Below are 25,882 nucleotides of genomic sequence, written 5' to 3'. Positions count from 1 at the left end.
AAGAAGGAAAAATATGGGTAAATTAAGACTTAAAAAAGATTTAAAAACTATCAATTTAATACTAGTTTCATCGATGATTACTTTATTTTTAACTTTGTTTTTAGTGGGAACTTTCAAAGATTTACAAATTAGTCAAAGTATTGGAAACAAAGATAGTTTTTATGGAGTTTTATTTGATTATTTTGGATTTGTAGCTCCTTCAACTTATGCAATGATAATTGTTTGTTTAACTTTTAATTTTTGAAAACAAAAGAAAAAATTAAAATATATTTTACCTTTAGAAGTTCTAACGTATTTACTTGTTGTTGGTATATTTACTTACTTGCTTATTGATGATGTTGACTTTAAAAAAACTAATGATCTTTGATCGTTTGTAATTAACGCATTAGTTTATTTATCAATATATGCAATTATCATTTATTTTTTTAATAGTAAATTTAATAAAATTGAATATAACAAAGAATTTGCTTTTAGAATTATTATTGCTTTAGTATTTATTTTATTAATGACATTAACAACTGAAGTTTTAAAAAATATTTTCAACAGACCAAGACCAAGAAGTGTTTTAGAAGGTGATGTTATTTATAGAGAATGATGAAATATTTCTTATTCTGGTGTTGGTGGTAAATCATTTCCATCAGGTCACACAACGGCTGCTATTCTAATCATTAGTATGGCATTAATTTTTAAAGACCAAAAAATTAAAACAATGTTCATAATATTGGGGTTATCTCAAGCGATTTTAGTAGGTATGTCAAGAGTTGTTATCACCGCTCACTTCCTTTCAGATATTGCAATGGGAGCATTAATTTCAACAACATTTTATTTATTGACAGAAGAGTTAATAATGCCTAAAATTTTAAGGAGAGTTAATCATGGAAAGTAAAATTTTAGGATTAGATATTGGTTCTAAAACAGTTGGGATAGCAACATCGAATGGTGTTGTTGCAAATCCTGGACCAACAATTAGATTTGAAGAATGAGAATTTGAAGAAGGGGTTCAAAAAACTACTGATTTAATAAATGAATATAAAGCAGAAATACTTGTTATTGGTTATCCTAAAAATATGGATGGATCAATTGGTGAAAGAGCAGAAATGGTCGACTACTTCATTGAGGGAATTTTAGCCTACAATCCTCAATTTACAGAAGCAAACATCATCAGAATAGATGAGAGAAGAACCACAAAAATGGCTAAAGCAATTATGATCGAAGCTGGAATCACAAGAGAAAAACAAAAAAGATCTAAAGATTCCTTAGCAGCACAATTAATTTTGGAACAATATTTAAACATCAAGGAGAAAAACAATGAAGCACCCACTAGTTAAAGAAATCATCTTTTCAAGAGAACAAATTCAAGAAAGAACAAAAGTTCTTGCTGAAGAAATTAGTCAATATTATAAAGAACAAAAAACCGAATCTTTATTATGCATAGGATTACTAAAAGGATGTATTCCATTTTATGCTGAATTTATAGCTAATTATAATGGTAATTGTGAAACTGATTACATGGTTGTTTCTTCTTATAGAGGAGGAATTAAAACATCAGGTGAACCTAAAATATTATTAGATGTTAATACCCCTTTAAAAGATCGTGATGTTTTGATTATTGAAGATATTATCGATTCTGGTTTTACATTAGAATACATTAAACATTATTTCATTAATCGTGGTGCTAAATCAGTTAAAATAGTAACTTTATTAGATAAAAAAGTTGGTAGAAAAGCTGATATTAAACCTGACTGATATGGTTTTGATGTTGATGACGAATTCATCATTGGATATGGCCTTGATTATCAAGAAAAATTAAGAAATTTACCATATATAGCAACTTGTGATACAGATAAATTAAAAGACTGAAAATGATAATTTTAAAAAGAAGTTTGAACCTTTCAAACTTCTTTTTAAATACCCCTTTTAACAGATAATGTTATATAATTAATTTGTATTATTTTTTCAATAAAAAGAAAGAGGAGTTAATTATGATTAAAAAAATCGGAGTTCTAACTTCAGGTGGAGATGCACCTGGAATGAACGCAGCAGTTGCTGGTGTTGTTAGAGCAGCTCATGCAAAAGGAATTGAAGTTTACGGTGTTCGTGACGGATACCTTGGTTTAATAAATGGTTGATTTGAAAAGTTAGATATCGACTTTGCACAAAACATTATGAACCGTGGTGGAACAGCATTAGGATCAGCTAGATTACCAGAATTTAAAGAAGTATCAGTAAGAGAAAAAGCTGTTAAAAATTTAAAAGATTTCGGTATTGAAGCTTTAGTTGTTTGTGGTGGTGACGGAAGTTACATGGGAGCACAAAGACTAACTGAAATGGGAATCAATTGTATAGGTTTACCAGGTACAATTGATAACGATATTGTTTCATCAGATTACACAATTGGTTTTGATACTGCATTAAACACAATTGTTGAATCAATCGATAAAGTTAGAGATACAATGCAATCACATAATCGTTGCGGTGTTATTGAAGTTATGGGTAACCAATGTGGTGACTTAGCTTTATATGCAGCCATCGCAACTGGAGCAGAAGTTTTCTCAAATTCAGAATCAAAATTATCAGAAGATGAAATAGTAGAACAAGTTACTAAACTTAAAAAAGCTGGAAAAAGAAGCGTTATTGTAATTGTTTCAGAAAACATTTACGACTCTGCTGCATTAGCTAAAAAAATCGAAGCAGGATCAGGTTATGTAACAAGAGCAACAGTGTTAGCTCATACACAACGTGGTGGAATTCCAACAGCAATGGATAGACATTTAGCTGTAACAACAGCAACATATGCTGTTGAACAATTAGCTGAAGGAAAAGGTGGTTTATACGTTGGATTAGATGGAACCGATCTAATCGCTAGAGATATCGAATCTACATTGAATATGCCTAGAAAAGATCAATCAAACAAAATTAAAACTTTTAGATTATTAAATTCACAATTCGGAAAATAATCTATAAAATAAACATATACATAAGGGAGAAATAAAAATGACTAAAAAAGAATTAGCTTCAAGAATTAAGCGTACTAAAATCATTACAACAATTGGTCCATCAACTCATGAACCAGAAAACATTAGAGAATTATTTGATAACGGGATGACAACAATCCGTTTAAACTTCTCACACGGTGACTTCGAAGAACAAGGATACCGTATTGAAGGAGCTAAAAAAGTTAGAGAACAAATGGGTAAACCAATCTCAATTTTATTAGATACAAAAGGACCTGAAATCCGTGTTGGTAAATTTAAAGATGGAAAACAAGAAGTTCACGCTGGACAAGCAATTACAATCTTTACAGATGCAGAATCATTTGCAAATAAAGAATGTGGTCAAGGAGAGATGACTGTTGCTTATGATATGTCAGTTGATTTAAAACCAGAAAACCAAATTTTAATCGATGATGGTAAATTAGAATTAACAGTTGTTTCTGTTAAACCAGGAATCGTTGAAACAGTAGCTTTCAACAATCACACAGTTAAAACAAACAAACGTGTTAACTTACCAGGTGTAGATTTCTCAATGCCGTTCTTAGCTGAAAAAGACAGAAACGATATTTTATTTGGATGTAAAGTTGGAGTAGACTATATTGCAGCTTCATTCGTTAACTCAGCAGATAATGTAAAAGAAATTCGTCAAATTTTAGTTGATGGAAATGCTGAAGATATTCAAATTATTTCAAAAATTGAATCACAAGTTGGATTAGATAACATTGATGCAATTATTGAAGCATCTGATGGAATCATGGTTGCTCGTGGAGATTTAGGATTAGAAATTCCTTACTACGACGTACCATACTGAGAAAAAATTATTATTAGAAAATGTAGAGAAGCAGGAAAAATTGTTATCGTTGCTACACAAATGTTAGAAACAATGACAGAAAACCCAGCTCCTACTCGTGCTGAAGTAACAGACGTATACATCGCTACAGAATTAGGATCAGATGCAACTATGTTATCTGGAGAATCAGCAGCTGGTGATTACCCATTCATTACTACAAAAACAATGGCTACAATCAACAAACGTGCTGAAGTAGAATTCTACAATAAAATGTACTACACAAAACAACTTGAAAATGCTAAAAAAACTGCTGGTAATGGTCCACGTGCTGAAATTGCTTCTGACTTAGCTGACAGAACATTTGATGGTAGCTACCAATTTGCAATCGTTTTATCAAGAACTGGACAATTATTAAAAACAATTTCAAAATTCAGACCAAACGTTGCAATTTTAGGAGTTTCAGAATCAGAAAGATTATGAACTGCATTTGGTGCATGACACTCAATCTTCATGAATAGAACAAAAGACTTAACTGCTTTAGAAGAAGATCTAAATGGTTTAAGTGATATTGCTAAATTATGAGGAGCAAAATCAGGTGAAAAAATTCTAGTTGTTAGAAATAAAGACATTAGAGAAATCACTGTTAAATAATTAAATCTTATAATATAAAAAGAGAACTATTAAGTTCTCTTTTATTTATTTAAACCTTTAAAAATTAAATCATAATCTAGTTCATAGTTATTTTTAATTATGAATTTTTCAATAAGTTTAGCATTACCACCTGTAAAGATGACTTCAAACTTACAATCAAATTTATTTGAAAGTGATTCGATTTGTTTTTCAATCATAAATCAGTGACCATTAATTGCACCAATATTAATTGAATCAAGAGTATTTGTACCAATAATTTCTTCGGTAGGACCAAATTCTAGTTGATCTAATTGAGCTGCTGCTGATATCAACGAGTTTAAACTATTTCGTATTCCTGGTGCAATAATTGCTCCTGAAAATTTACCATTTCTTACTAACGAAAAAGTTGTAGCAGTTCCAAGGCTAATGATGATTCCATTTTTAAATTTATCTTTAACAGCTAATAGATTGGCAATAAAGTCTTCTCCTAATCCATTAACTTCAAATGCAAATAAATCATTAGAATAATCTTTTAATTCCTTAACATTTATTACTTCAAATTTTTTAAAATAATTTTTAACAAATTCTCCAATTGCAGGAACCACTGATGAATAAACAACTTGACTTACATTTGTTAAATCCATTTCGTTAAAACTTGCTTTAATTTGATCTAAATTTTGTTTAGTATTAATTCTTAATAAGTCTGAAAAGTTATTTTGGTCAATTTTTTTGATATGAATCGTTGTATTTCCGATATCAATTAATATTTTTTTCATATTTAATATCTCGTTTCTTCATTTACATTATAAAATGAAGTTAACTAAAATGTAAGTAGGAGAATAAGATGAAAGCAATTTATCCAGGAAGTTTTGATCCAATTCATGAAGGACACTTGAATATAATTAAAAAAGCAACAAATATTTTTGATGAAGTTATAATTGTAATTACAAAAAATATTAATAAAACTGCGAAAAAGTCTCTTGAAGAACGTCAAAAGAATGTTGAAAATATGATCAAAGATTTAAAAAATATAGAAGTTATGGTTAATGCAGATATGCTTACTATAGATTTCGCCAATAAAGTTAATGCTAAATTTATTATTAGAGGATTGCGTGGCGATGAAGATTTTAAAAATGAGATTAAAATGTATGATGCAAATAAATATTTAGATCAATCTATTGAAACAATTTACTTAATTTCTGATGAAGAAAAAAGACAAATTTCTTCATCATCATTAAATGAAATTAATTCTTACAAATTAAAATAAATGTATTATAATAAAAGTAATTAAATATTATTAACATATGGACACGATATTTATTGAGACCTTAAAGAGAGTTGATGGATGGTGCAAGTCAACGGGATAAATAAATTATTACTACCATGCAAAATGTTACGTCAGTACACGTTACGTATATAATTAAGGCGCCTCATTTGAGGCGTAAAATTAGGATGGTACCGCGAATAATCGCTCCTATGTTATAGGGCGATTTTTATTTTTTAGGAGGAAATATGAAAGTAAAATTATTAGATGGATCAGTTAAAGAATTTGATAAATCATTAACTGTTAAAGAAATAGCAACAAATTTAGCAACAAGTTTAGGAAAAAGTACAGTTGGAGCAAAAGTTAATGGTGTCTTTGTAGCAACAGACTACATTATTGATAAAGACGTTAATTTAGAACTTATTACAAGTAAATCAGAGTATTTTAACGATTTTATAAACAGAACAGCGTCTCTTATTACTTCAGTGGCTGTTAATGAGTTATTTGAAAATGTTAAATTAGCTAAAAATTATAGTGATGAAGAAAATAAAGAATTTTCATTGACATTTGAAGTTGAACCAAGAATTAAGTTAGAAACACTTGCGGCAATTCAAGAAAAAGTAAATTCAATTTTAAAAGAAGGAAAAGTTATTTCTTCAAAAATTACTCTTGAACAAGCAAAAGAAATGTTCAAAAATAATAAATACCAATTACTATTAGCAGAACAATCAAATGAAACTTTTGGTTTTGTAATGACTTATACATTAAATGAAACAACTGTTGTAATGAAATCAGGAATAATTTGTGACTTAAAAAACATTAAAGTAATTGAAATCACACAATTAACTGGATCATACTGATTAAATGATGCCGATAATATTATGCTACAAAGAGTTCACGGAATGGCTGGAACAAACCAAGCTGATTTAGATGCTAAAAAAGCAGAAATTGAAGATAGAAAATCACGTGATCACAGAGTTATTAATCAGCAATTAGAAATTTTTGGATTTGATAAATTAGTTGGTCCAGGATTACCATTATGATTACCAAATGGAGTTGTTATTAAAGAAGAAATTAAAGCTTATTTAAAACAAAAAAAATGAGAATATGATTATCAAGAAGTAACAACACCGGTAATTGGAACAATTGATTTATATAAAACTTCTGGTCACTGAGAACATTATGGTGAAGATATGTTCCAACCATTCAATGGTGGTAGTGGTAGTGAAGAACAATTTGTTGTAAGACCAATGAATTGTCCACACCACGTTGCTGTTTATAAAACACAAAGCAGATCATATAGAGATTTACCATTAAGAATTTCAGAAAACGCTATTCAACATCGTTATGAGTCTTCAGGATCATTAAAAGGTCTTGAAAGAGTTCGTGCAATGGAATTAACAGATTCACACATTTTTGTTAGACCAGATCAAATGGCTGCTGAATTTAAATCAATTTACCAAATGGTTTCTGAAATCCTAACAACTTTCAATATTGAAATTGATTACTTGAGCTTTTCAGCAAGAGATCCAGAAGATAAAGTTAAATATTTCCAAGATGATAAAATGTGAGATGAAGCTGAAAACGCCTTAGAAAACGTTTTAAAAGAATTAAAATTAGATTATAAAAAATGCATTGGTGAAGCAGCATTTTATGGTCCAAAATTAGACATTCAAATCAAAACTGCACAAAACCATGAAATTACAGTTTCAACAATTCAATTAGACTTCTTATTGCCAAGAAAATTTGATGTTACATATATTGATGCAAATCAAGAACAACAAACACCAATCATGATTCACTGTGGTCAAGTTGGAACATATGAAAGATTCATTGCTATTTTATTAGAACAAAATAAAGGTGTGTTACCACTTTGATTGGCACCACGTCAAGTTGAAATTATTCCAATTGGTGGAGAAGAAAACTTTGAATATGCAAAACAAATCAAAGCAGCTCTTAAAAAAGAAATGATTAGATCAAATGTTGATTTAAGAGATGAGAGATTGAGTTATAAAATTCGTGATGCTCAAACTCATAAAGTTCCTTACCAATTAGTTATTGGTAATAGTGAAACAAAAGATAACACTGTTACTTTCCGTAAGTATGGAAGTGAAGAACAAACAATAACTAATTTAAATTCATTTATTGAAAAAATAAATGAACAAATCAAAAGTAAAAAGTAGGAGAAACTATGATTAAATTCGGGAGCATCGGTACAAACTTTATTGTTGATGAGTTTGTTCAAACAATTAAAACAATTAAAGAGATTGATTATGCTGTTTGTTATTCGAGAAAAGAAGAAACAGCAAATGAATTTCTTAAAAAAAATAATCTAACAACAGTTCAAATTATCACTAATCTAAATGATTTTGTAGGTAAAGTTGATTTTGTTTATGTAGCAAGTCCTAACGGTTTGCATTTTGAACAATCTAAATTCCTACTAGAAAATAAAATTAATGTGATTGTTGAAAAACCTTTAACTTTTACAGTTGCTCAAGCTTTAGAGTTGAAAAAACTTGCAAATGAAAACAATGTATTTTTATTTGAAGCTTTTAAAACTAAATTCGTACCAAACTTTTTCCAAATTAAAAAAATTCTTGAAAGCGAAATTCCTAATAAAGTTCACTTTAGCATGAACCAATATTCATCAAGAATGAATGATACACAAAAGGGAATTTTCAATTCAGTGTTTGATGCTGAATTAGGAAAAGGGTCAACATACGATATGTTGATTTATCCTGTTGAATTAGCAATCGCTTTATTTGGAAAGGTTAAAAAAATTGATTATATTTATAATCAAAGATTAGCCAATGGCGTAGCGATTTCAAACATTGTTGTTTTGATTCATGAAAGTGGTTTAGTGACAACAATTGATTGTTCAAAAAATTCACATGATATAGCACCAAGTCAAATATTTTTTGATAAAAAAACTTTAGTTTTTGATCGATTAACAAGAATTGAAAATTTAACTCTACACAATTACATATTGAGAATGGGACCGATCAAATTCCCGGATTCTGAAATCAATAGTCATATGTATTATGAATTTGTAGAATTTTTAAAAATCTTCAATGAAAAAAATGTTATTGAAATGAACAGAATTTTAGATGAAGCAATTGATGCGATTCAAATATTAGAAACAGTTGAAAATCAAAAATAAGGATTTCTCCTTATTTTTTTGTTTAAATACAATCGTTTTGGAAATTTTTTCCTTTTAGATATTTATCAAAAGGAAAAAATGTTTATAATAATAATTATATGACAAATATAGTGAGGGAATAATTATGAGTAAAAAAATGAAAGGTATTGGAGCTAGTGAAGGTGTTGCCGTTGCTAAAGCTTTAGTATTAAAAGAAGAAGAAATTAAGATAGTTAAAACAGCCGTTACTAATGTAGAAGGTGAACTAACTAAATTAGCTGATGCTATTTCAAAAACAGTTGCAGATTTAGATGGTTTAAGAGAAACTACACTAAAAAAATTAGGTGAAGAAAAAGCTGCTATCTTTGAAGCACATAAAGATATTGCAGCTGATCCTGCAATCAGAGAAGAAATTGAATCAATGATTAAAAATGATTCAGTTAATGCTGAGTTTGCTGCCCACACAATTACAAATAACTATTTTGAAATGTTCGCTGCAATGGATGATTCATATTTCCAAGAGAGATCAGCAGATATTAAAGATGTTGCATCAAGAATGATCAAACACATCTTAGGAATCAAAATTGTTGATCTTTCAACAATTGCTGAAGAAGTTATTATTGTTGCTGAAGACTTAACTCCGTCACAAACAGCACAATTAGATAAAAAGTTTGTAAAAGGATTTGCTACAAATATTGGTGGAAGAACTTCTCATGCTGCTATTATGGCTAGAAGTTTAGAAATTCCTGCTGTTTTAGGATTAAAATCAATTACTCAAGATGTTAAAAACGGTGAAGTTTTTGCGTTAAATGGAACAACTGGTGAAATAGTATTAGATTTAAGTGATTCTGATACTGCTGAATTTGAAAAATTAGCAAAAGAATTTGCTGATTTAAAAGCAGAATTAATAAAGTTTAAAGATAAACATTCTTTAACAAAAGACGGAATTGAAAAAGAAATCGAAGGTAACATTGGTTCACCAAATGACACAGAAAGTGTTATTGAAAATGGTGGAGATGGAATTGGTTTATTCCGTTCAGAATTTTTATACATGGATAATGATCACTTCCCAACTGAAGAAGAACAATTCCAAGCTTACAAATCAGTATTAGTTGACATGAATCAAAAATTAGTAGTTATTCGTACACTAGATATTGGTGGAGATAAAAAATTATCATACTTTGAATTCCCACATGAAGAAAATCCGTTTTTAGGATACCGTGCTGTTAGATTCACATTAGATCGTCAAGATATTTTTAAAGATCAATTAAGAGCGTTATTAAGAGCATCAGCATTTGGTAAACTAGGAATTATGTTCCCGATGATTGCAACAATTGATGAATTTAAACGTGCAAAGGCACTTGTTGAAGTATGTAAAGAAGAATTAAAAGCTGAAGGTGTTGCATATGATAACAACGTACAAGTTGGTATGATGGTAGAAATTCCAGCAGCAGCAGTACATGCTGATAAATTTTCAAAATATGCAGATTTCTTCTCAATCGGAACAAACGACTTGATTCAATACTCAATGGCTGCAGATAGAATGAGCGAAAATGTTTCATATCTATACCAACCAACAAATCCATCAATTTTAAAATTAATTAAATTAACAATTGAAGGTGCACACAAAAATAATAAATGAGTTGGTATGTGTGGAGAAATGGCTGGTGAAATTCAAGCATTACCATTGTTAATTGGAATGGGATTAGATGCATTCTCAATGAGTGCAACTTCAATGTTAAGAGCAAGAGCTATTATGAGCAAAATTGATTCAAAAGAGGCAGCTATATTAGCAAATAAAGCATTAGATTTAGAAACTGAAGAAGAGGTATTAGCATTAGTTAATGAATTCTTAGATGATAAATTATAATATATATAATACTTTTTAAAAAATAGAGTTAAAATAAGACTAAACAAGGAGAATATAAAATGGGATTATTTAGTAAAAAAAATAAAGGGATTGAAATTTATGCACCAGTTGATGGAACATTAATTCCTTTATCATCAGTTGAAGATGAAGTTTTCGCTGAAAAAATGATGGGAGATGGATTTGCTTTCGAACCAAAAAACGGGGATTTTGTTTCTCCAATCGAAGGTAAATTAGTAACTGTATTTCCTACAGGACACGCTTACGGTATTCAACACAAATCAGGATTAGAAGTATTAATCCACATTGGTTTAGATACTGTTACTTTAGAGGGTAAAGGTTTTAAAGCAGCTGTAACTCAAGGTCAAGACGTTAAAGTTGGTGACGAATTAGTTAAAGTTGATATTAAAAAAGTTGCTGCTGAAGTTCCTTCAATGAAAACACCATTAATTTTTACAAACCAAATCAATAAAGCAATCGAAATGGTTGCAGTTGATGGTCCAGTTAAAAAAGGTGACTTAATCGCAATTATTAAATAAAAAATCGCTTCGGCGTTTTTTTGTTTTTATATGAAAATTATTGTTTTAAATGCTTAAATGTTATATACTATTATTGTTTAAAGAAGAAGCACTCAGCTCACCACTAACGATTAAGTGAAATGGTAGTAAATTTATTTTAAGAATATCTAAATAAAATGTGCTTTCTAATTCTTTAACGGCACATTTTTTATTATTTTAAGGAGAACATTAAATGGATCAAAAAAATAGAAATTCAAGACCTGTTAAAAATCAAGACCCAATTAATCAATTCATTAGAGCAAGAGAAATTCTTGTTATTGATGAAAATGGTGAAAAACGTGGAATAATGTCAAAACAAGAAGCACTAGCTATTGCTGATGCTGCTGGATTAGATTTATTCCAAGTGGGTCAACAACCTGATGGTGTTGCAATTGCTAAAATCGTAAATTACGGTAAGTATAAGTACGAGCAACAAAAGAAAATGAAGGAAGCTAAAAAAAATTCTTCAAAAACTGAAAACAAAGAAATTCGTTTAACAGTTAACATTGGGCAACATGATTTAGAAACAAAAGCAAGAAAAGCTAAAGAATTTTTATTAGATGGTGACAAAGTTAAAATCTCATTAAAATTCAAAGGAAGAGAAATTGCATATATCGATCTTGGTCATGAAACTTTGAAAAAGTTTTATGCACAAATTGAGGACGTAGCTAAAATTGAAAAAGAGGCAAAATTAAACTCAAGATTTTTAGATATGTATGTAGTGCCCAAGAAAAATTAGTAAAGGATAGCGAGGAAAAAAAATTATGCCAAAAATGAAAACTAAAAAATCATTAGCAAAAAGAGTTAAAGTTAAAGCTAATGGAACAATGACAAGAAGTCGTAAAGCTGGTAATCAACACCGTGCTACAGGTAAAACTACTAAACAAAAACGTGGTTTAGCTAAAATGACAATCGTTCACAAAACAGACGTGAAAAGATTAAAAGGTTTATTACAAAAATAGGAAATAGGAGGAAAATAAATTATGGCAAGAGTTAAATTTGGAAAAGTAACTAGAGCAAGAAGAAAGCGTTGAATTAAACGTGCTAAAGGTTACTATGGAACTAAAAAATCTTCATACAAAAAAGCACATGAACAAGTAGTTCGTTCTATGGCTTATGCGTTCATTGGACGCAAACAAAAGAAACGTGATTTCAGACAATTATGAATCGTGCGTATTAACGCAGCTGTTAGACCTTATGGTTTATCATACTCAAAATTCATGAATGGTTTAAAATTAGCAAACATTGATGTTAACCGTAAAATGTTATCAGAAATTGCAATTAACAACCCTGAACAATTTAAAACAATTGTTGAAACTGCAGCAAAAGCTTTAGGATCAACAGTTAAAAAAGTTGAAGTTAAAAATCCTGAAGTTAAAGTAGAAGCTAAAAAAGAAGCTACAAAAACAGTTGCTCCTAAAAAAGTTGTTGAACCAACAGTTGCAACAAAAGAAGTAGAAGTAGAACCATCAGTTGATGAAGCACACGCTTTCTTAGACAAAATGGAAGACAAATACTCAGAACACTTAGCTAAAACTCATCATGATGAAGTTGAAGTTAAAGAAGAAGCACATGTTGATAAAGTTAAAAAAGAAACAGTTAAAAAAGCCGCTCCTGCAAAAACAACAGCTGAAAGAGCTGCAGTTGATGGATCACACGCAATTACTGAAAGACGTTCAGAATTACAAAAATATTCAAACAAATTACGTTCTATGGCTAAAGAAGCTAACATTTCTTTAAAAGATTCAAACTTAAGAGATATGACTAAAAAAGAATTAATTGTTTATATGAAAAACGTACGTAAAGCATTATCTAAATAATAAAAGTAAGACCAATTGGTCTTTTTTTATTGCTATTTTTTAAAAGTGGTTTGATATAATTGAAACATGAACTTTAAGATTAGAAAAACCGAAGATAATTATTGATATAAATTATCTATGACTATATTATTGTTAATATGTATGATAATTTTTGTAATATCATCGTTTTTTGATGAGAAAATTGCCGAAGTTTATTCTAGAATTACTAATAATCAATTTGTAAAATTTTGAATTGTTATAAATGATGAATTTGGTGATGCTCAATTTTTACCTCTTGTGTTTTTTGCAATTTATATTTTGATTGAATCACTATTATTTAATAAAGTTAAGGAAAACAGAAATTTAAATAATATCGGATGAATTATTATAGTTATTTTAATTGTAGTGTGAGGTACTAATCGAATAATTCCAACTGTAAATGCTTTAAATGATGATAGCGGCTTTGGTAGTGGAATTGATGCTGAATATTTAATCACAAATGATTTTAAATTTATTTCAAGAATAATTATTTGTTTTGTTGAAGGAACTTTCTTAATCTGGCTGTTGGTTTATACTAAATTAAAATTAGTTTCAAAAGATAATTTTTTAAAAACAAATTATTGAGTTAGTGCAATTAAAACACTTGCGTTTATTTTCTTTATGTATTTGATTGTAATATTCTTAAAGATATCAATGGGAAGACCATACTATTTAAATACTAATTTTGAAGAATTTGTTGGTAAAATAACATGAACCAATGGAATTGCTACAGATATTACATTAACTGATGAAATGTTACTTTTGGATAATGTTGATAAACAAGCCATTTTAAATTCTATTAACAATAATATTTGAGGACCAGCAGAATATAAAGAATGATATCAACCAAACGGTAGTTTTTGAGGAAATATTGGCATTATGCTTAAATCTATTTTCAAAGGAATTCCAATAGAAGAAATTTCAAACCCAGGTTATTCAAATATAGATTTTCCTTCTGGTCATACAACCACAACTTTTATGCTTTTTGGTTATGGATATTTTTTACAAAATTCAAAATTAAAAAACTCTAAGATAACTAAATTTTTATTTAGCTTCTTAATCATATATTTATTAAGTATGATGAATTCTTTGGTTGTTGCAAGAACTCACTGAATGACTGATGTTGTATTTAGTACAATCAACGGAGTATTTTGATTATTTATAACAGGACTGGTTATTGACTATATAGTAAAGAAAAAAGAACACAAAAAAGTAATTATCAATAAGAGAAATAATCGCTTAATAAAAGATAAAAACAAAACAAATTAAAATAAGAATATTACCTTAACCAGTAATGTTCTTATTTTAAAATTATGACGCTTTTATACTAAAGTTTTTGAGTGCTATAATAATAAATGTACTTATTCGCAAATAAGATCTTTTCTAAATTTTTAAATATTAATTAATTATAAAGGAGATGACAAAGTGAAAGAACTCTTTGAAACAAAAAAACAAAACATGTCAACACTCCCAATCGCTTTAAGTGGAACTGCGCTTGGTGTTATGACATTGGCTAACTCATGAAGTTTATGACTAGAGCAATATAGTCATATTGCAGGGATTGTAATAACCTCAATCGGATTTGCAATTTTAACAATTTTATTAGTAACAATAATAATTAAATATATTCTACATCCACATCTTTTCATTCAAGAATTAAAAATGCCAATTATTGGTTCTTTAATTCCAACATTATTTATGGCAACCTGAGGGTGAGCAGCATTTTTATCTAATCAAAATATTCAAGCTCCATGAATTGGTGAGATTATTTGATTAATAACATTACCGGTATTTTTAATTTATGTAACTTCTTTTATGGTGTATCATTTAAAAAACTTTTCCATGAAATCTATTTTTCCAACATGATTTGTAATATGAGTAGGAATTGTAGTTTTTTGTGTTACTTCATCTGATATGGGTAAAAATCTACAAGGACTTAGTGAATTGCAAATGCAAAATGCTCAATATGGTTTTAATAAATTGGCTGAAGCTGTCTGATATTTAGGGTTTGGCGGATACATGGTTTCACTACCAATTATTATTTATAAAGTATTATTTATTGAATTAAAAGTTTCAAAAAATACTCTATTGACATACGGTATTTTTGGAGCACCAGCAAGTTTATGTTTGGCTGGCTACTTGACGATAACTAGAAATGGTAATCTGGCAGGATTAACAGTTAATGAAGGAATTTTATGATTCTTATTTGGATTAGCAGTTTTATTAACCTTAGTTGATCTAATTATTTTTTCTTGTCTTATAACATTGAAATTCATTCCTTTATTTGCATGTTTTACTTTTCCACTAGCGATTTCATCTTTTGCAATGGGTAAAGTTTCTAATTTTGCAAATTTACATTATTATAATGATTTGGGAACGATTTTACACTGAGTGCATTTAGTCGAAATAATTATTACAACAATTATAATTTCTTATATTACTATTTCATTATCTGTTTATAGTATTCATAAAATAGCTCATCATCATTTAAGAGATGATTATCATAAAAATCATAAAATTATAAAATGAATGATATAAATAAGAAATATTATTTAGTTCTTTTTAGTGCTAAAATAAGTATATAAGTAAAAGGAGAGAAAAAATGAAAAAAACATCTAACAAAATTGTTTTAGTTGGAACTGGTGCTGTAGGAATGTCATTTCTATATTCAGCTGTAAACCGTGGTTTAGCTGCAGAATACGTATTAGTAGATTTAAATGCAACTGCTGCTGAAGGGCATGCAATCGATGTATCTGATACAATCGCTGTATTAGATACACCATTTACAATTAAACAAGGAACATATGAAGATTGTGCTGACGCAGATTTAATTTGTATTACAGCTGGTCGTCCACAAAAACCAGGAGAAACAAGATTACAATTAATTGAAGATAATTCAAGAATTATGAAAGGTATTGCTGAATCAATCAAAGCTAGTGGATTTGATGGTGTTACAGTTATTGCATCTAATCCATGTGATGTTTTAACAACTATCTACCAACAAGCAACTGGATTTGACAAACATAAAGTTGTTGGAGCAGGAACTACATTAGATTCATCAAGATTAAGAAGATTGATTGGAGCTAAATTAAATGTAGCACCAAATTCAGTTAATGCATATATTATGGGAGAACACGGTGATTCATCAGTAGCTGTTTATTCAAGCGCATCAGTTATGGGAAAACCTTTATTAGATTACGTTAAAGAAGGCAAAATAACAGAAGCTGATTTACAAGAATGTTGAACACAAACAATTAACATGGCATATGAAATTATTAATCGTAAAGGTGCTACATACTATGGTATTGGAGCATGTTTAGCTACAATTTCAAAAGCAATCTTAGGAAATGAAAATGTTACTTTAATGGTTGGAGCATTATTAGAAGGTCAATACGGACAAGAAGGATTCTATACAGGAGTTCCTGCTGTTATTAATTCTAATGGATGAGACAGAATCATTGAATGAAACCTTACAGACGCTGAGAAAAAAGCATTTAATAAGTCATGCGACGAATTAAATACAAACTACCAATCAGTTAAAAAAGCTGTATTTGGAAACTAATAATTAATTGAAGACCTTTTGGTCTTTTTTATTTATAATCTTATTAAGATATAGAGGTAAATATGGCGATAATTGATAAAGAAAAACAAATGGTTGTATTTGATCAAGAAGAATACGATCAAGCATGAGATGCAGCACCAAAATTAATTAATAAACCAGAAGAAGAATTTAGGTTATGTTACACATGTCAATTCCATATAATTAGAAACCAAAATGATTTACAAACTCCTGATGGTGATTATAACTGATCAATTGATTTAATAAATATTAAAAAGCCTGAGTTAACAGGTTCTAATTATATTGCTGTACATTCTAACTGTATACCAAATAGAAAAAAGGACGATGCTCGAAAATTATTAAAAAAATACTACGCTGTTCAATGAAAGTATGATGAAGAAAATGATAAATAAAAAAACGCAGTAATGCGTTTTTATTATTTTTTAGTTCTACTTGCTAGCTCTTCTGTTAAAGTTCTAATTCTGTATTGTTTTACTAATAAAACTTCGTATTCTTTGTTGTATCATGACATGATTGCTCCCATGATGTAAGCACCAACTCAGTTTCCGATAAATACAGGAATAATGTTAAATACAATTAATGCTCAACCCATGTCGTTGTTAATAACAACTTCAGATCCGGTATTTGTTAATGGCGCTAATATTCCTACTCATACACCATATCAGTTAGCAACACAGTGTTGGTAACCTCCAATTGCAAAGAAGAATAAAACCAATAAGTACATAATCATTGTTGCAACAGTATTTCCTTTAGTTGATTTAGCACCTTGTGTTGCTAAACAAATTAAGAAATTACATAAAATCGCTGAAGCGAAGATATAACCAATTGTTTGGAAAGTTTTACCTGTTGTAAGAGAACCAATTCCCCCATTTTGAATAGCAGTACCGATTCAGCCAAGTTTATCTCTTGAAAAGTGATCATATAGATATTCAAATTGCTCTGCATTAAATGCATTTGCCAACAATAGTATTGAAACAAAAATTCCGATACCAACAATATTTCCGATATATACTAGACCACAAGCCTTGGCATAATTTCTTCATCTCTCAACACCTTTGAACATTGATCGATTAATTCACATATGAGCAGTTACAAATCCTCCACCAAGGAAACTGATTAACAAAATTACTCCTGAGAATAATAAACCAGTCATTAGTTTTTCTAATGAAGGATTTCCTAATTTGTATGAAGCATATAATACTGCTGTATATGCTGCTCCAATTCAGAATCCAGCTAACATACCTGCTGAAAACTGTTTTAATGTACTAAATCTCAAACCATCAGCAATAACTTTGAATGTTTGTACATAACCATAATGACTATAAGATAAATCGTGATCATCTAATTTAGAGTAATCTATTGATTCAAGTTCTTGAATCTCTGCTTTAAGTTCATCATCTGTGTAGTTTTTAATAATTTTTTTACTAAAAATATTTTTAATGTTTACTTTCATATAACCTTTCTCTTTTTGGTTTTTCCACCACCCGTAAAAACGGGTTTGCTATTAAGCAAACATTAATAAAATTATATTCCCATTGTATTTTTTTGCAATAACTATTTTATAAAAGAAAGAAAAAAAGCTGATCATATTTCAGCTTTTTAATTTTAATTTATTTATTTTTATTTCGACGACTTTCTTGTTCTTCTAAAATTTGTTCTAAGTTGTTTGAACAACTTGATAATGGACTGTCGCATTGTGCATTAGACATTTCCATTCACTCAGCATCAGTTAACTCATCTAAATATTTATTGTAAGCAGCCACTCATGTTCTTGTATCGTTAGGCATTATTTTGTCCTCCTATTTACGTTTGTAATTTAGTCCCATATTATTTTGAACTTTTTGCAATTTCTTATATGCTATTTTTCTAGCTTTATTAGCACCATCTTCTAATCATTGTTCCATTTCTTTTGAGTTATAAAGTTCGTTATATCTATTTTGAATTGGAGTAATCATTTCAACAATCGCTTCAGCAACATCATCTTTAAGATCTTTATAATTTTTATTATTTCAATGTGCTTCAGCTTGTTCTTTTGTAATTCCTTTTAGAATCATATAAATATTCATCAAATTAGTTACACCTGGTTTATTTTCGAAATCATATTTAATTAAATTTTCGCTGTCAGTTACGGCAGCTTTGATTTTTGATCTAATTTCTTCAGGTTTATCTAACATAGTAATAATCGCTTTTGGATTAGTTGATGATTTAGACATTTTTTTTGTTGGATCTTGTAAATCCATTATCTTAATATTATTTTTTGTAATCAACGCTTCAGGAATAGTGAATAAATCTCCAAACTTATTGTTCATTCTTATAGCAATATCTCTAGCAATTTCAATGTGTTGTTTTTGATCAACTCCAACGGGAACAAAATCAACATCATACATTAAAATATCGGCAGCCATTAGAGTTGGATAAGTAAATAATCCAGCAGGAATAGATTCTTTTCCAGAACTTTCAACTTTTGCTGACTTATCTTTGAATTGAGTCATACGTGATAATTCACCCATTGTTGATTGAGTATTCATGATTCAACCAAGTTGAGCATGCTCCATTACATCACTTTGTAAAAAGATTGTAGATTTATTAGCATCCATCCCACAAGCGAAATATAAAGTTGAAACTTCTTTTAAATTTTTTCGAAGTTTTTCTTTATCTTGAGGCATTGTAATTGCATGTAAATTAGCAATAAAAATATACATATCATATTCATTTTGAAATTCGACTCATTGCTTAACAACTCCTAGGTAATTACCTAAAGTCATCGTACCACTCGGAGTGATACCAGATACCATTTTTTTCTTAGTCATATGTGCTCCTTTTCTAATTAATATTATTCTACTCCATTTGTAAAAAAATAGATATTCTCATTTTTTAAAAGAAAATATTTTATTCTTATATGGAATGAGAAATTAAGCGTTATAAGAATATAATGAATTGTAAGGGAGAAATTTAAATGAAACAATATCGATATAACTTTATTAAAATAGTCATTACAATCTTATTATTTCCGTATATATATTTTAAGTCTAAATCAATCTTTAAAGAATATGAAAAATTCTGCCATGATTATAAAAGATCAGGCAAAACCGAAACCGGAATAGAAATGAATTCGTTTGAATTTTTAAATTATGAATTAGATGAGTTGAATATGAATCACACAACTTTAAAAAAAGATTTGATTCAAGAATATTCAATTAAAACTAGAAAAGGAAACATTTCGTGTTTTAAAATGATTAATCCAAATTCAAATAAATGAGTAATTGGATTACATGGTTGAACAGGAAATAAATATTCATCATTAAAACTCACTGAGCATTATTACAATCAAGGATATAATATTATTGGATTTGACAGTTATGCGCATGGAAAAACATATGGATCAAAAACAGATATTGGATATTCTGCTATTCCAATAATTGATGAAATCATCAAACAATTAAAAGTCGATCATAAAGTTCAATCAATTGGCCTAATTGGAAATAGTATGGGAGCATCGACAAGTGTGTTATATGCTCAAAAAGGCAAACATAAGATTGATTGAGCAATTGCTGACTGTGGTTTTGATAATTTACAAATTTTGTATAGATATTATATCCAAAATAATTGATCACACATTAATTGAGTTATTTCAGGATTCAATCTAAATAAGCGTTTTAAGAAAGTATTAACAATTGCACCTTCTGATTATGATTTGATTAAAAACATGAAGAATGCAAAAGACATTCCAATTATGTTTATTCACGGAACTGCGGATAAATGAATTCCATGAGAGATGTCTCAAGCGATGTTTGATGAAAAAAGTAAATTTGATTCTAAAAATGAAATATGGTTAGTTAATAATGCTGATCACGTAGAATCTATTGCTAAAGAAAATGAAAACTATAAATCTAAAACATTAGCGTTTGCTAGAAAGTGAGAAAAATAAAGTGAAAAAACTAACAAATAAATTTGGATTTTGAACAACACTTGCGATGACTCTTACAGCAACAATCGGTTCAAGTCTATTAATTTCTTTTAATCAAGTAATGTTCTTATCAAAAGAAAACTGAATATTCATGATTATTGCATGAGTAATCGGAGCAATCATTATTATTCCTGAAAATTTAATGATGGCTGAAGCTGGAGCATCATACAAAATGAATGGTGCTTCATATGGTTGAGTTAAAAGAGCAAATTGAAATGTACTTGCATTTTGATTCGGTTGAGTTTTAATATCAATGGTATCGGCTGCTTCAATTGCATCTGTGTCAATGGCTACTGGAGATATGATCGCTTCAATTGTCAATAACAAAGACGTTTTAGCGGTCGGTTCTTATGAATCAAAAGCTGTTGGAATTGGAATTTTGATAGTCCTAGCAGTGACACAAATGTTTATTAAAAATTCTAAAAAAATTATGCAACATTTATTTACTGTAATGACAATGTTACCTATTGCCTTCATTTTAATAATGGCGATGGTTTATGGTAATTTACACCAAAATACTGAAACATCTCAAGAAATTAATCAATCAATGAGTCAAATTTTCTTAGCTTCTGGTTTATTAATTCCGGCAATAACTTTTACATCATATGGTTATTCAGGAACTGAAGTTTCTATCTTTATGGCTCAAGATATTGAAAAAGCTGAAAAAAATGTGCCTAAAGTAATTGCTTCAGCAATTGCAATTATTGTAGTAATTTATGTATTATTTGGATTAGCCTTATTAACATTAGCACCAACCAGTGCTCTTGGAGATCCAAATTCAAAAGTTCCAGACATTTTAAACATTCCTGATTGAGCAAAATTAACATTTCAAATTTTAGCAATATTCTTATTTGTTGGATCACTTTCTTCATTTTTGGTTTATCAAACTGCTTTTGTTGTTAAATTAAGTGAGGAAAAAGAAATTGGTAAAATTTTCCAAAAAAGAAATAAAATTGATTCTGCTTGAGTAGCAACTTTATTATTAATAGCAATGGCATCAGTTTATGTATTTACAAGTAATTTATTTAGTATTATTTCCTACTTTACAATGGCAACGAGTTTATTAAAATTCTTGACTTTTGTTACAATTATTCATTTACGAAGAACTGATAAAGAGTATAGAAAAATTTGAAATAATAAAGTGTTTTGAACATTTGCAATTTCTTCAATATTATTTGCTATATTAACATTCTCTGGAAGCATAATGGCACAATTCTACATGTCATCAGATGATGACGTTGTTATCAAGAGTTTGATTAGTCAATCAATTGTTCTTGGAGTTGTATTATTATTGATTCCGATTGGTATTGTCAAAACAAAAATTATGAACAAAAAAAACAACAATCTTGCTAACAAATAGCAAATGTTGTTTTTTTGTTGTAAAATATTGATAATAAATTCTTTAATAACTAATCTAACGATATTCGCGATTAGTGAACTAAAATAAACAGATAATATTAATTGTTTATAAAGATTAAAATTGAATAATAGAAAGAGGTATTTTATGTCAAATATCAGATTTATGGCCATTGGTGGTCAAGATGAAAGAGGAAAAAACATATTTGCATTAGAAGTTGATAAAGATTTATTTATTTTTGATGCTGGTGTTAAATTTCCTGACAAAGGAATTTTAGGAATTGATGTTGTTATTCCTAAATTAGATTTTATTAAAAATAACAAAAAAAGAATTAAGGGTATTTTTATTACAAATCCTTCAGCTTATAATTCAGGAGCTATTTCATACATTTTAAAAGAAAACGATTTACCAGTTTATTGTAACGAATTAACAACTCTGGTTTTGAAAATTAAAGCTCAAAGATTACGTGTTAAAACAAATGATAAAAATTTTAATGTGATTGAAGATAAACAAATTTTAGATTTTGGTAACACAAAAGTTGAAGTTTTTAGAACAACATCATCATCACCACAATCATTTGGTTATGCAGTACATACAGATATGGGATCAGTTGTTTATTTAGGAGATTACATTATCGATGGTCAAGAAGAATCAAATTTTTCAACAGATTATGCACATATCGCTAAAATTGCTGAAAACGGTGTATTAGCTTTAATTGCTGATTCTGAATTTGCATCAAGAACTGGATTTACTGTTCCAAATCACAAAATTGAAAGTTACATTTCTTCACCATTTAAAGAAAAGAAAACTAAAATTGCTGTTGGTATTTTCGAAGAAGACATTTTCAAACTTGGTGAAATCGTAAGAGCAGCTAAAGAAAATGGACGTAAAATTGCTGTTTATGGAAGAACAATGTCTGCAATTTTAGAATCAAACATGATTCATCAAAACTTAACAGTTACTAAAAACGATTTAATGACAATTGAAGAATATATGGAATCAGAAAATGGTGTATTAATTATTTCAGGTACTGGTGATGTTCTTTATTCAAAACTTGCAAAGATTGCTAATGGAAATGATAATGTAGTTGAATTTGGTCCAAATGATTTAATTGTACTAGCAACACCACCTGCTGCGGGTGTTGAAAAACGTCATGCACAAATCTTAGATGAACTTGCAAGAACTGACGCTAGATTAATGGCTTTATCAGATAAAAACATTTGATCAATGCACGCTTCTTATGAAGATGTTAAATTAATGATTTCTTTATTTAAACCAAAATTCTTTGTTCCAGTTAAAGCTTTATATAAAGATTTCTTAAAAGCTGAAAAAGCAGCTATTGAAGCTGGTGTCAAATCAGAAAACGTTGGAATTATTGATAACGGTCAAATCTTAGTTTTATCTAAAAAGAATTTAGCTGTTTCTGAAGAAAGAGTTGATTCTGGAGATATCTTTGTTGATGGTGTTGGTGTTGGAGATGTTGGTGCAGTTGTTTTAAATGAAAGAAAACAATTAGCAACTGATGGTGTTATTATTGTTGGTGCAACAATAGATTCTAGAAATAAAGAACTAGTTTCATTAATTGATACACAAATGCGTGGAGTTCTTTATATTAGTGAAGAAAATCCTATTTTCAAAATATTGCAAAAATCTATTGAAGATATAATTGTTAAAGGTCAAGAAGAATTTAAAACAAATCCTAAGGCATATGATTTAAATGAAATTAAGCGCGAGATTATTTCGAAAGTAAGATCTTCAATTAAACAAGAATCTGGTAAACAACCAATTGTTCTTGCGATAATGAATGAAATTGATGGTAAAGAATATATTCCTAATATTAGAAACACAAAAAATGTTTCTAATTATCAAAACCGTAATAATAAAAACTGAAATCAAAATAATAAATCAAAAATAAATAATAAAAAATAAATTTCTATAAAACCAAATTATTAAAATAGTTTGGTTTTATTTTTATTCATTCTTTAAAAAATGATTGTATTGATATGATATTATTTATAAGAATATTTTAGAAAGGATAATTTATGTTTTTTGCAGAAGAAGGAAATTTATTTGACTTTGTAAATAATAATCCATGAGGATATTTTCTTGGTTTATTTGTTTTTATTAGTTCAATAGTGGTGCTATTTGTGTTTAAAGATTTTTGAGCAAAAACTGCTCAAAAAAATAATGGGGCATATGTTAGATATCCAATTGCTATAATTTTAATAGTTTCACAAATTTATTGATATGTTGTTAGAATTAAACAAGTGGTTGATTACGATTTTACAACTGAATCAGGAACCTGAGACCAGGAGCGTTTTAACTTGTTGATATTAAATAACGTTTTTTACATGGAAGTATGTAATTTGGTTGCTTGATGTGGAGTATTGATTTGCTTATTTCCTAATGCAACAAAAAGATTATTCGATTCAACATTAACTTTAGCTCTTATCGGACCAGTCATGGTTATGATAGTTCCATCTAAAGGTGGATTTGATATGGACTTTAATTCAGTTAGATATTGACAATTTTATTACGGACATTGATTATCTATAATGGCTTATGTTTATCCATATATGTTTGGAATAATTAAGTTTGAATGAAATAAACAATACTTAATTAGATCATTTTCATTTGCGTGAATATTTTCAACATTTGTAATGGTATGAAATTTATTATTTGCTGTTGAACCAATTGATGAATTAGATCAATGAGCTTGAAATTTAAATGGTGAACAAATGGGATACCCGGCATTCATTTTCAGAGATGTATTTAACAATACTGGTTTTGGTTATTTACCGATGTGAGCACAATACTTTTTATTAAATTTCTTGATAGGACCAATAGCGGTATTTGGAATATTCATGCTATTATATATTTTCAGACCTTTATATATTAAAAATGGAAATATTAAATCAGAATATCGATTAACACTGGCTCGAGATTTTAGGAAACTTGTTTCTGAATTTGAGTTAGAAAGATTTAGCTTAATAGCTAAATATCAAGCTAAAAATGCCCAAACAATTGAAATTAAGCGAGAAGATTTTTCTAGAAAATGTAGCGAAGCTGATCAAAGATGAGAAAAAAGAAGACAAAATAAAGGATCACAATAATTGTGATCCTTTCATTATTTATAATAAAACCATAAAACAAACAGTTGGAGCAACCATTAATAAAATAGTTAAAAAAATTATTTTTTTAGCAAGAAAAACTTTCGCTTCTCACTGTGTCAATGTTCTTTGGTAACGTCTTCTTTTATCATTAAAATGTTTTTCAGCCTTTTTATTCCTAATATAACTAATTATCATGTAAGCCAAAACCAAAGCTACAATAATTGATAATGCCGTTCATCCGGCTGCACCATAATATGAATCGACCCCAACATTAATATTGATATTACTTCTGAATGCATAACCCATCAAAAAACTAAAACCTGTTGCGACTATTGATGCTCCTAAAGCAATCAGTCAAGATCATCATTTCATTTTCTTAGTCTTACGATAATCTAGTATTTTTGCATTAAAACCTAATCCAGAATAAGTTGAATCAAGAGCTTCTGCCACTTCTTGTTTATAGACTTTTTTTTGAGATTCTCTTAAATCTTTCAATGTTGGCTTTTTATTATCCATACGTACCTCTATATATTTAAATGATAAACATAATGTGATAGAAATTTAAACTTTTTTAAATAAAAACTTTAAATGTTATTTGAAATAAGGTATATTTATAACAATATATAACAATTTAATACAGAAAGGATGAGTGGTTATGCGTAATCAAAACTTTATAAAAGTTCATAACTCTTTTGCTCGCCTTATCTGACTGACAAACTATAAATTAGCATAATTATCTAATTTAAATATTATTTTTAATTGAAAAAAATATCTGAAATAGGATATT

At 28.6% G+C, this 25,882-nt stretch carries 25 protein-coding genes and 1 pseudogene; 21 read left to right on the top strand and 5 right to left on the bottom strand.

Annotated elements, in window-relative coordinates; translation table 4 throughout:
- The first annotated feature begins 13 nt into the window (after positions 1 to 13).
- The 5 genes from T347_RS03830 to pyk all read left to right on the top strand — a co-directional run bounded on the left by T347_RS03830 (position 14) and on the right by pyk (position 4,434).
- Entirely contained in the window at positions 14 to 886 is an 873-nt protein-coding gene (locus T347_RS03830) for a phosphatase PAP2 family protein (protein WP_031543311.1), read from the top strand.
- Complete coding sequence (ruvX, locus tag T347_RS0103365) at positions 876 to 1,328, top strand: Holliday junction resolvase RuvX (protein WP_031543310.1); 453 nt, start codon at positions 876 to 878, stop codon at positions 1,326 to 1,328. The genes T347_RS03830 and ruvX overlap by 11 nt, the downstream gene beginning before the upstream one ends.
- Positions 1,309 to 1,869 carry a hypoxanthine phosphoribosyltransferase gene (hpt, locus tag T347_RS0103360; protein WP_031543309.1) on the top strand — a complete coding sequence of 187 codons (561 nt, stop codon included), beginning with the start codon at positions 1,309 to 1,311 and terminating at the stop codon, positions 1,867 to 1,869. The genes ruvX and hpt overlap by 20 nt, the downstream gene beginning before the upstream one ends.
- A gap of 113 nt (positions 1,870 to 1,982) precedes the next feature.
- On the top strand, positions 1,983 to 2,957 hold the full coding sequence (gene pfkA / locus T347_RS0103355; RefSeq protein ID WP_031543308.1) for a 6-phosphofructokinase: 975 nt from the start codon (positions 1,983 to 1,985) through the stop codon (positions 2,955 to 2,957).
- A gap of 37 nt (positions 2,958 to 2,994) precedes the next feature.
- A complete protein-coding gene (gene pyk, locus T347_RS0103350; RefSeq protein WP_031543307.1) occupies positions 2,995 to 4,434 on the top strand; it encodes a pyruvate kinase in 1,440 nt (479 codons plus the stop codon).
- A gap of 41 nt (positions 4,435 to 4,475) precedes the next feature.
- Here the strand turns inward: pyk and T347_RS0103345 are convergent, their stop codons facing one another.
- Positions 4,476 to 5,189, bottom strand: a complete 714-nt coding sequence (locus tag T347_RS0103345) for a type III pantothenate kinase (protein WP_031543306.1) — start codon at positions 5,187 to 5,189, stop codon at positions 4,476 to 4,478.
- Positions 5,190 to 5,257: 68 nt separating this feature from the next.
- Here T347_RS0103345 and coaD point away from each other — a divergent pair, with 68 nt between their 5' ends.
- The 12 genes and pseudogenes from coaD (at position 5,258) to T347_RS0103285 (ending at position 17,050) form a co-directional block, all read left to right on the top strand.
- Positions 5,258 to 5,680, top strand: a complete 423-nt coding sequence (gene coaD, locus T347_RS0103340; RefSeq protein WP_031543305.1) for a pantetheine-phosphate adenylyltransferase — start codon at positions 5,258 to 5,260, stop codon at positions 5,678 to 5,680.
- Positions 5,681 to 5,925: 245 nt separating this feature from the next.
- On the top strand, positions 5,926 to 7,860 hold the full coding sequence (gene thrS, locus T347_RS0103335) for a threonine--tRNA ligase (RefSeq protein WP_031543304.1): 1,935 nt from the start codon (positions 5,926 to 5,928) through the stop codon (positions 7,858 to 7,860).
- An 8-nt stretch (positions 7,861 to 7,868) separates the two neighbouring features.
- A complete protein-coding gene (locus tag T347_RS0103330; protein WP_031543303.1) occupies positions 7,869 to 8,837 on the top strand; it encodes a Gfo/Idh/MocA family protein in 969 nt (322 codons plus the stop codon).
- A gap of 124 nt (positions 8,838 to 8,961) precedes the next feature.
- Positions 8,962 to 10,686, top strand: coding sequence for a phosphoenolpyruvate--protein phosphotransferase (gene ptsP / locus T347_RS0103325; RefSeq protein WP_031543302.1), 1,725 nt, complete (start codon positions 8,962 to 8,964; stop codon positions 10,684 to 10,686).
- Positions 10,687 to 10,745: 59 nt separating this feature from the next.
- Positions 10,746 to 11,222 carry a PTS sugar transporter subunit IIA gene (locus T347_RS0103320; protein WP_031543301.1) on the top strand — a complete coding sequence of 159 codons (477 nt, stop codon included), beginning with the start codon at positions 10,746 to 10,748 and terminating at the stop codon, positions 11,220 to 11,222.
- Positions 11,223 to 11,433: 211 nt separating this feature from the next.
- The gene (gene infC / locus T347_RS0103315) at positions 11,434 to 11,979 is read left to right on the top strand and encodes a translation initiation factor IF-3 (protein WP_031543300.1); all 546 of its coding nucleotides are present in this window, start codon (positions 11,434 to 11,436) and stop codon (positions 11,977 to 11,979) included.
- Between the two features lie 25 nt (positions 11,980 to 12,004).
- On the top strand, positions 12,005 to 12,202 hold the full coding sequence (gene rpmI, locus T347_RS0103310) for a 50S ribosomal protein L35 (protein WP_031543299.1): 198 nt from the start codon (positions 12,005 to 12,007) through the stop codon (positions 12,200 to 12,202).
- Between the two features lie 21 nt (positions 12,203 to 12,223).
- A pseudogene (gene rplT, locus T347_RS03750) lies at positions 12,224 to 12,580 on the top strand (50S ribosomal protein L20); the annotation flags it as partial.
- Between the two features lie 597 nt (positions 12,581 to 13,177).
- Positions 13,178 to 14,347, top strand: coding sequence for a phosphatase PAP2 family protein (locus T347_RS0103300; protein WP_169734488.1), 1,170 nt, complete (start codon positions 13,178 to 13,180; stop codon positions 14,345 to 14,347).
- 156 nt (positions 14,348 to 14,503) lie between these two features.
- Positions 14,504 to 15,616 carry a TDT family transporter gene (locus T347_RS0103295; protein WP_031543296.1) on the top strand — a complete coding sequence of 371 codons (1,113 nt, stop codon included), beginning with the start codon at positions 14,504 to 14,506 and terminating at the stop codon, positions 15,614 to 15,616.
- Positions 15,617 to 15,680: 64 nt separating this feature from the next.
- Positions 15,681 to 16,640: an L-lactate dehydrogenase gene (locus T347_RS0103290; protein ID WP_031543295.1), complete on the top strand. Its 960-nt coding sequence runs from the start codon at positions 15,681 to 15,683 to the stop codon at positions 16,638 to 16,640.
- 62 nt (positions 16,641 to 16,702) lie between these two features.
- Positions 16,703 to 17,050: a hypothetical protein gene (locus T347_RS0103285; RefSeq protein ID WP_031543294.1), complete on the top strand. Its 348-nt coding sequence runs from the start codon at positions 16,703 to 16,705 to the stop codon at positions 17,048 to 17,050.
- Positions 17,051 to 17,073: 23 nt separating this feature from the next.
- Here the strand turns inward: T347_RS0103285 and T347_RS0103280 are convergent, their stop codons facing one another.
- From T347_RS0103280 to trpS, 3 genes are all read right to left on the bottom strand, one after another.
- Positions 17,074 to 18,111: a formate/nitrite transporter family protein gene (locus T347_RS0103280; RefSeq protein WP_031543293.1), complete on the bottom strand. Its 1,038-nt coding sequence runs from the start codon at positions 18,109 to 18,111 to the stop codon at positions 17,074 to 17,076.
- A 157-nt stretch (positions 18,112 to 18,268) separates the two neighbouring features.
- Entirely contained in the window at positions 18,269 to 18,445 is a 177-nt protein-coding gene (locus tag T347_RS03880; protein ID WP_156952779.1) for a hypothetical protein, read from the bottom strand.
- Positions 18,446 to 18,457: 12 nt separating this feature from the next.
- The gene (trpS, locus tag T347_RS0103270) at positions 18,458 to 19,468 is read right to left on the bottom strand and encodes a tryptophan--tRNA ligase (RefSeq protein WP_031543292.1); all 1,011 of its coding nucleotides are present in this window, start codon (positions 19,466 to 19,468) and stop codon (positions 18,458 to 18,460) included.
- A gap of 146 nt (positions 19,469 to 19,614) precedes the next feature.
- On the opposite strand from trpS, the gene T347_RS0103265 reads away from it, so the two are divergent.
- From T347_RS0103265 to T347_RS0103250, 4 genes are all read left to right on the top strand, one after another.
- Entirely contained in the window at positions 19,615 to 20,586 is a 972-nt protein-coding gene (locus tag T347_RS0103265; protein ID WP_051636045.1) for an alpha/beta hydrolase, read from the top strand.
- A 1-nt stretch (position 20,587) separates the two neighbouring features.
- Positions 20,588 to 21,985, top strand: coding sequence for an amino acid permease (locus T347_RS0103260; protein ID WP_031543289.1), 1,398 nt, complete (start codon positions 20,588 to 20,590; stop codon positions 21,983 to 21,985).
- A 144-nt stretch (positions 21,986 to 22,129) separates the two neighbouring features.
- A complete protein-coding gene (locus tag T347_RS0103255) occupies positions 22,130 to 23,911 on the top strand; it encodes a ribonuclease J (protein WP_031543288.1) in 1,782 nt (593 codons plus the stop codon).
- A 113-nt stretch (positions 23,912 to 24,024) separates the two neighbouring features.
- Complete coding sequence (locus tag T347_RS0103250) at positions 24,025 to 25,095, top strand: TMEM164 family acyltransferase (protein WP_031543287.1); 1,071 nt, start codon at positions 24,025 to 24,027, stop codon at positions 25,093 to 25,095.
- A gap of 18 nt (positions 25,096 to 25,113) precedes the next feature.
- Here T347_RS0103250 and T347_RS0103245 read toward each other — a convergent pair whose 3' ends face one another.
- Complete coding sequence (locus tag T347_RS0103245; protein WP_031543286.1) at positions 25,114 to 25,611, bottom strand: hypothetical protein; 498 nt, start codon at positions 25,609 to 25,611, stop codon at positions 25,114 to 25,116.
- Between the last annotated feature and the right edge of the window lie 271 nt (positions 25,612 to 25,882).

The organism is Mesoplasma photuris ATCC 49581, from assembly GCF_000702725.1.
Taxonomy (GTDB): Bacteria; Bacillota_I; Bacilli_A; order Mycoplasmatales; family Mycoplasmataceae; genus Tullyiplasma; species Tullyiplasma photuris.
The sequence above is the reverse complement of the archived record's forward strand: the minus strand, read 5'-3'. Positions and strand labels throughout refer to the sequence as shown.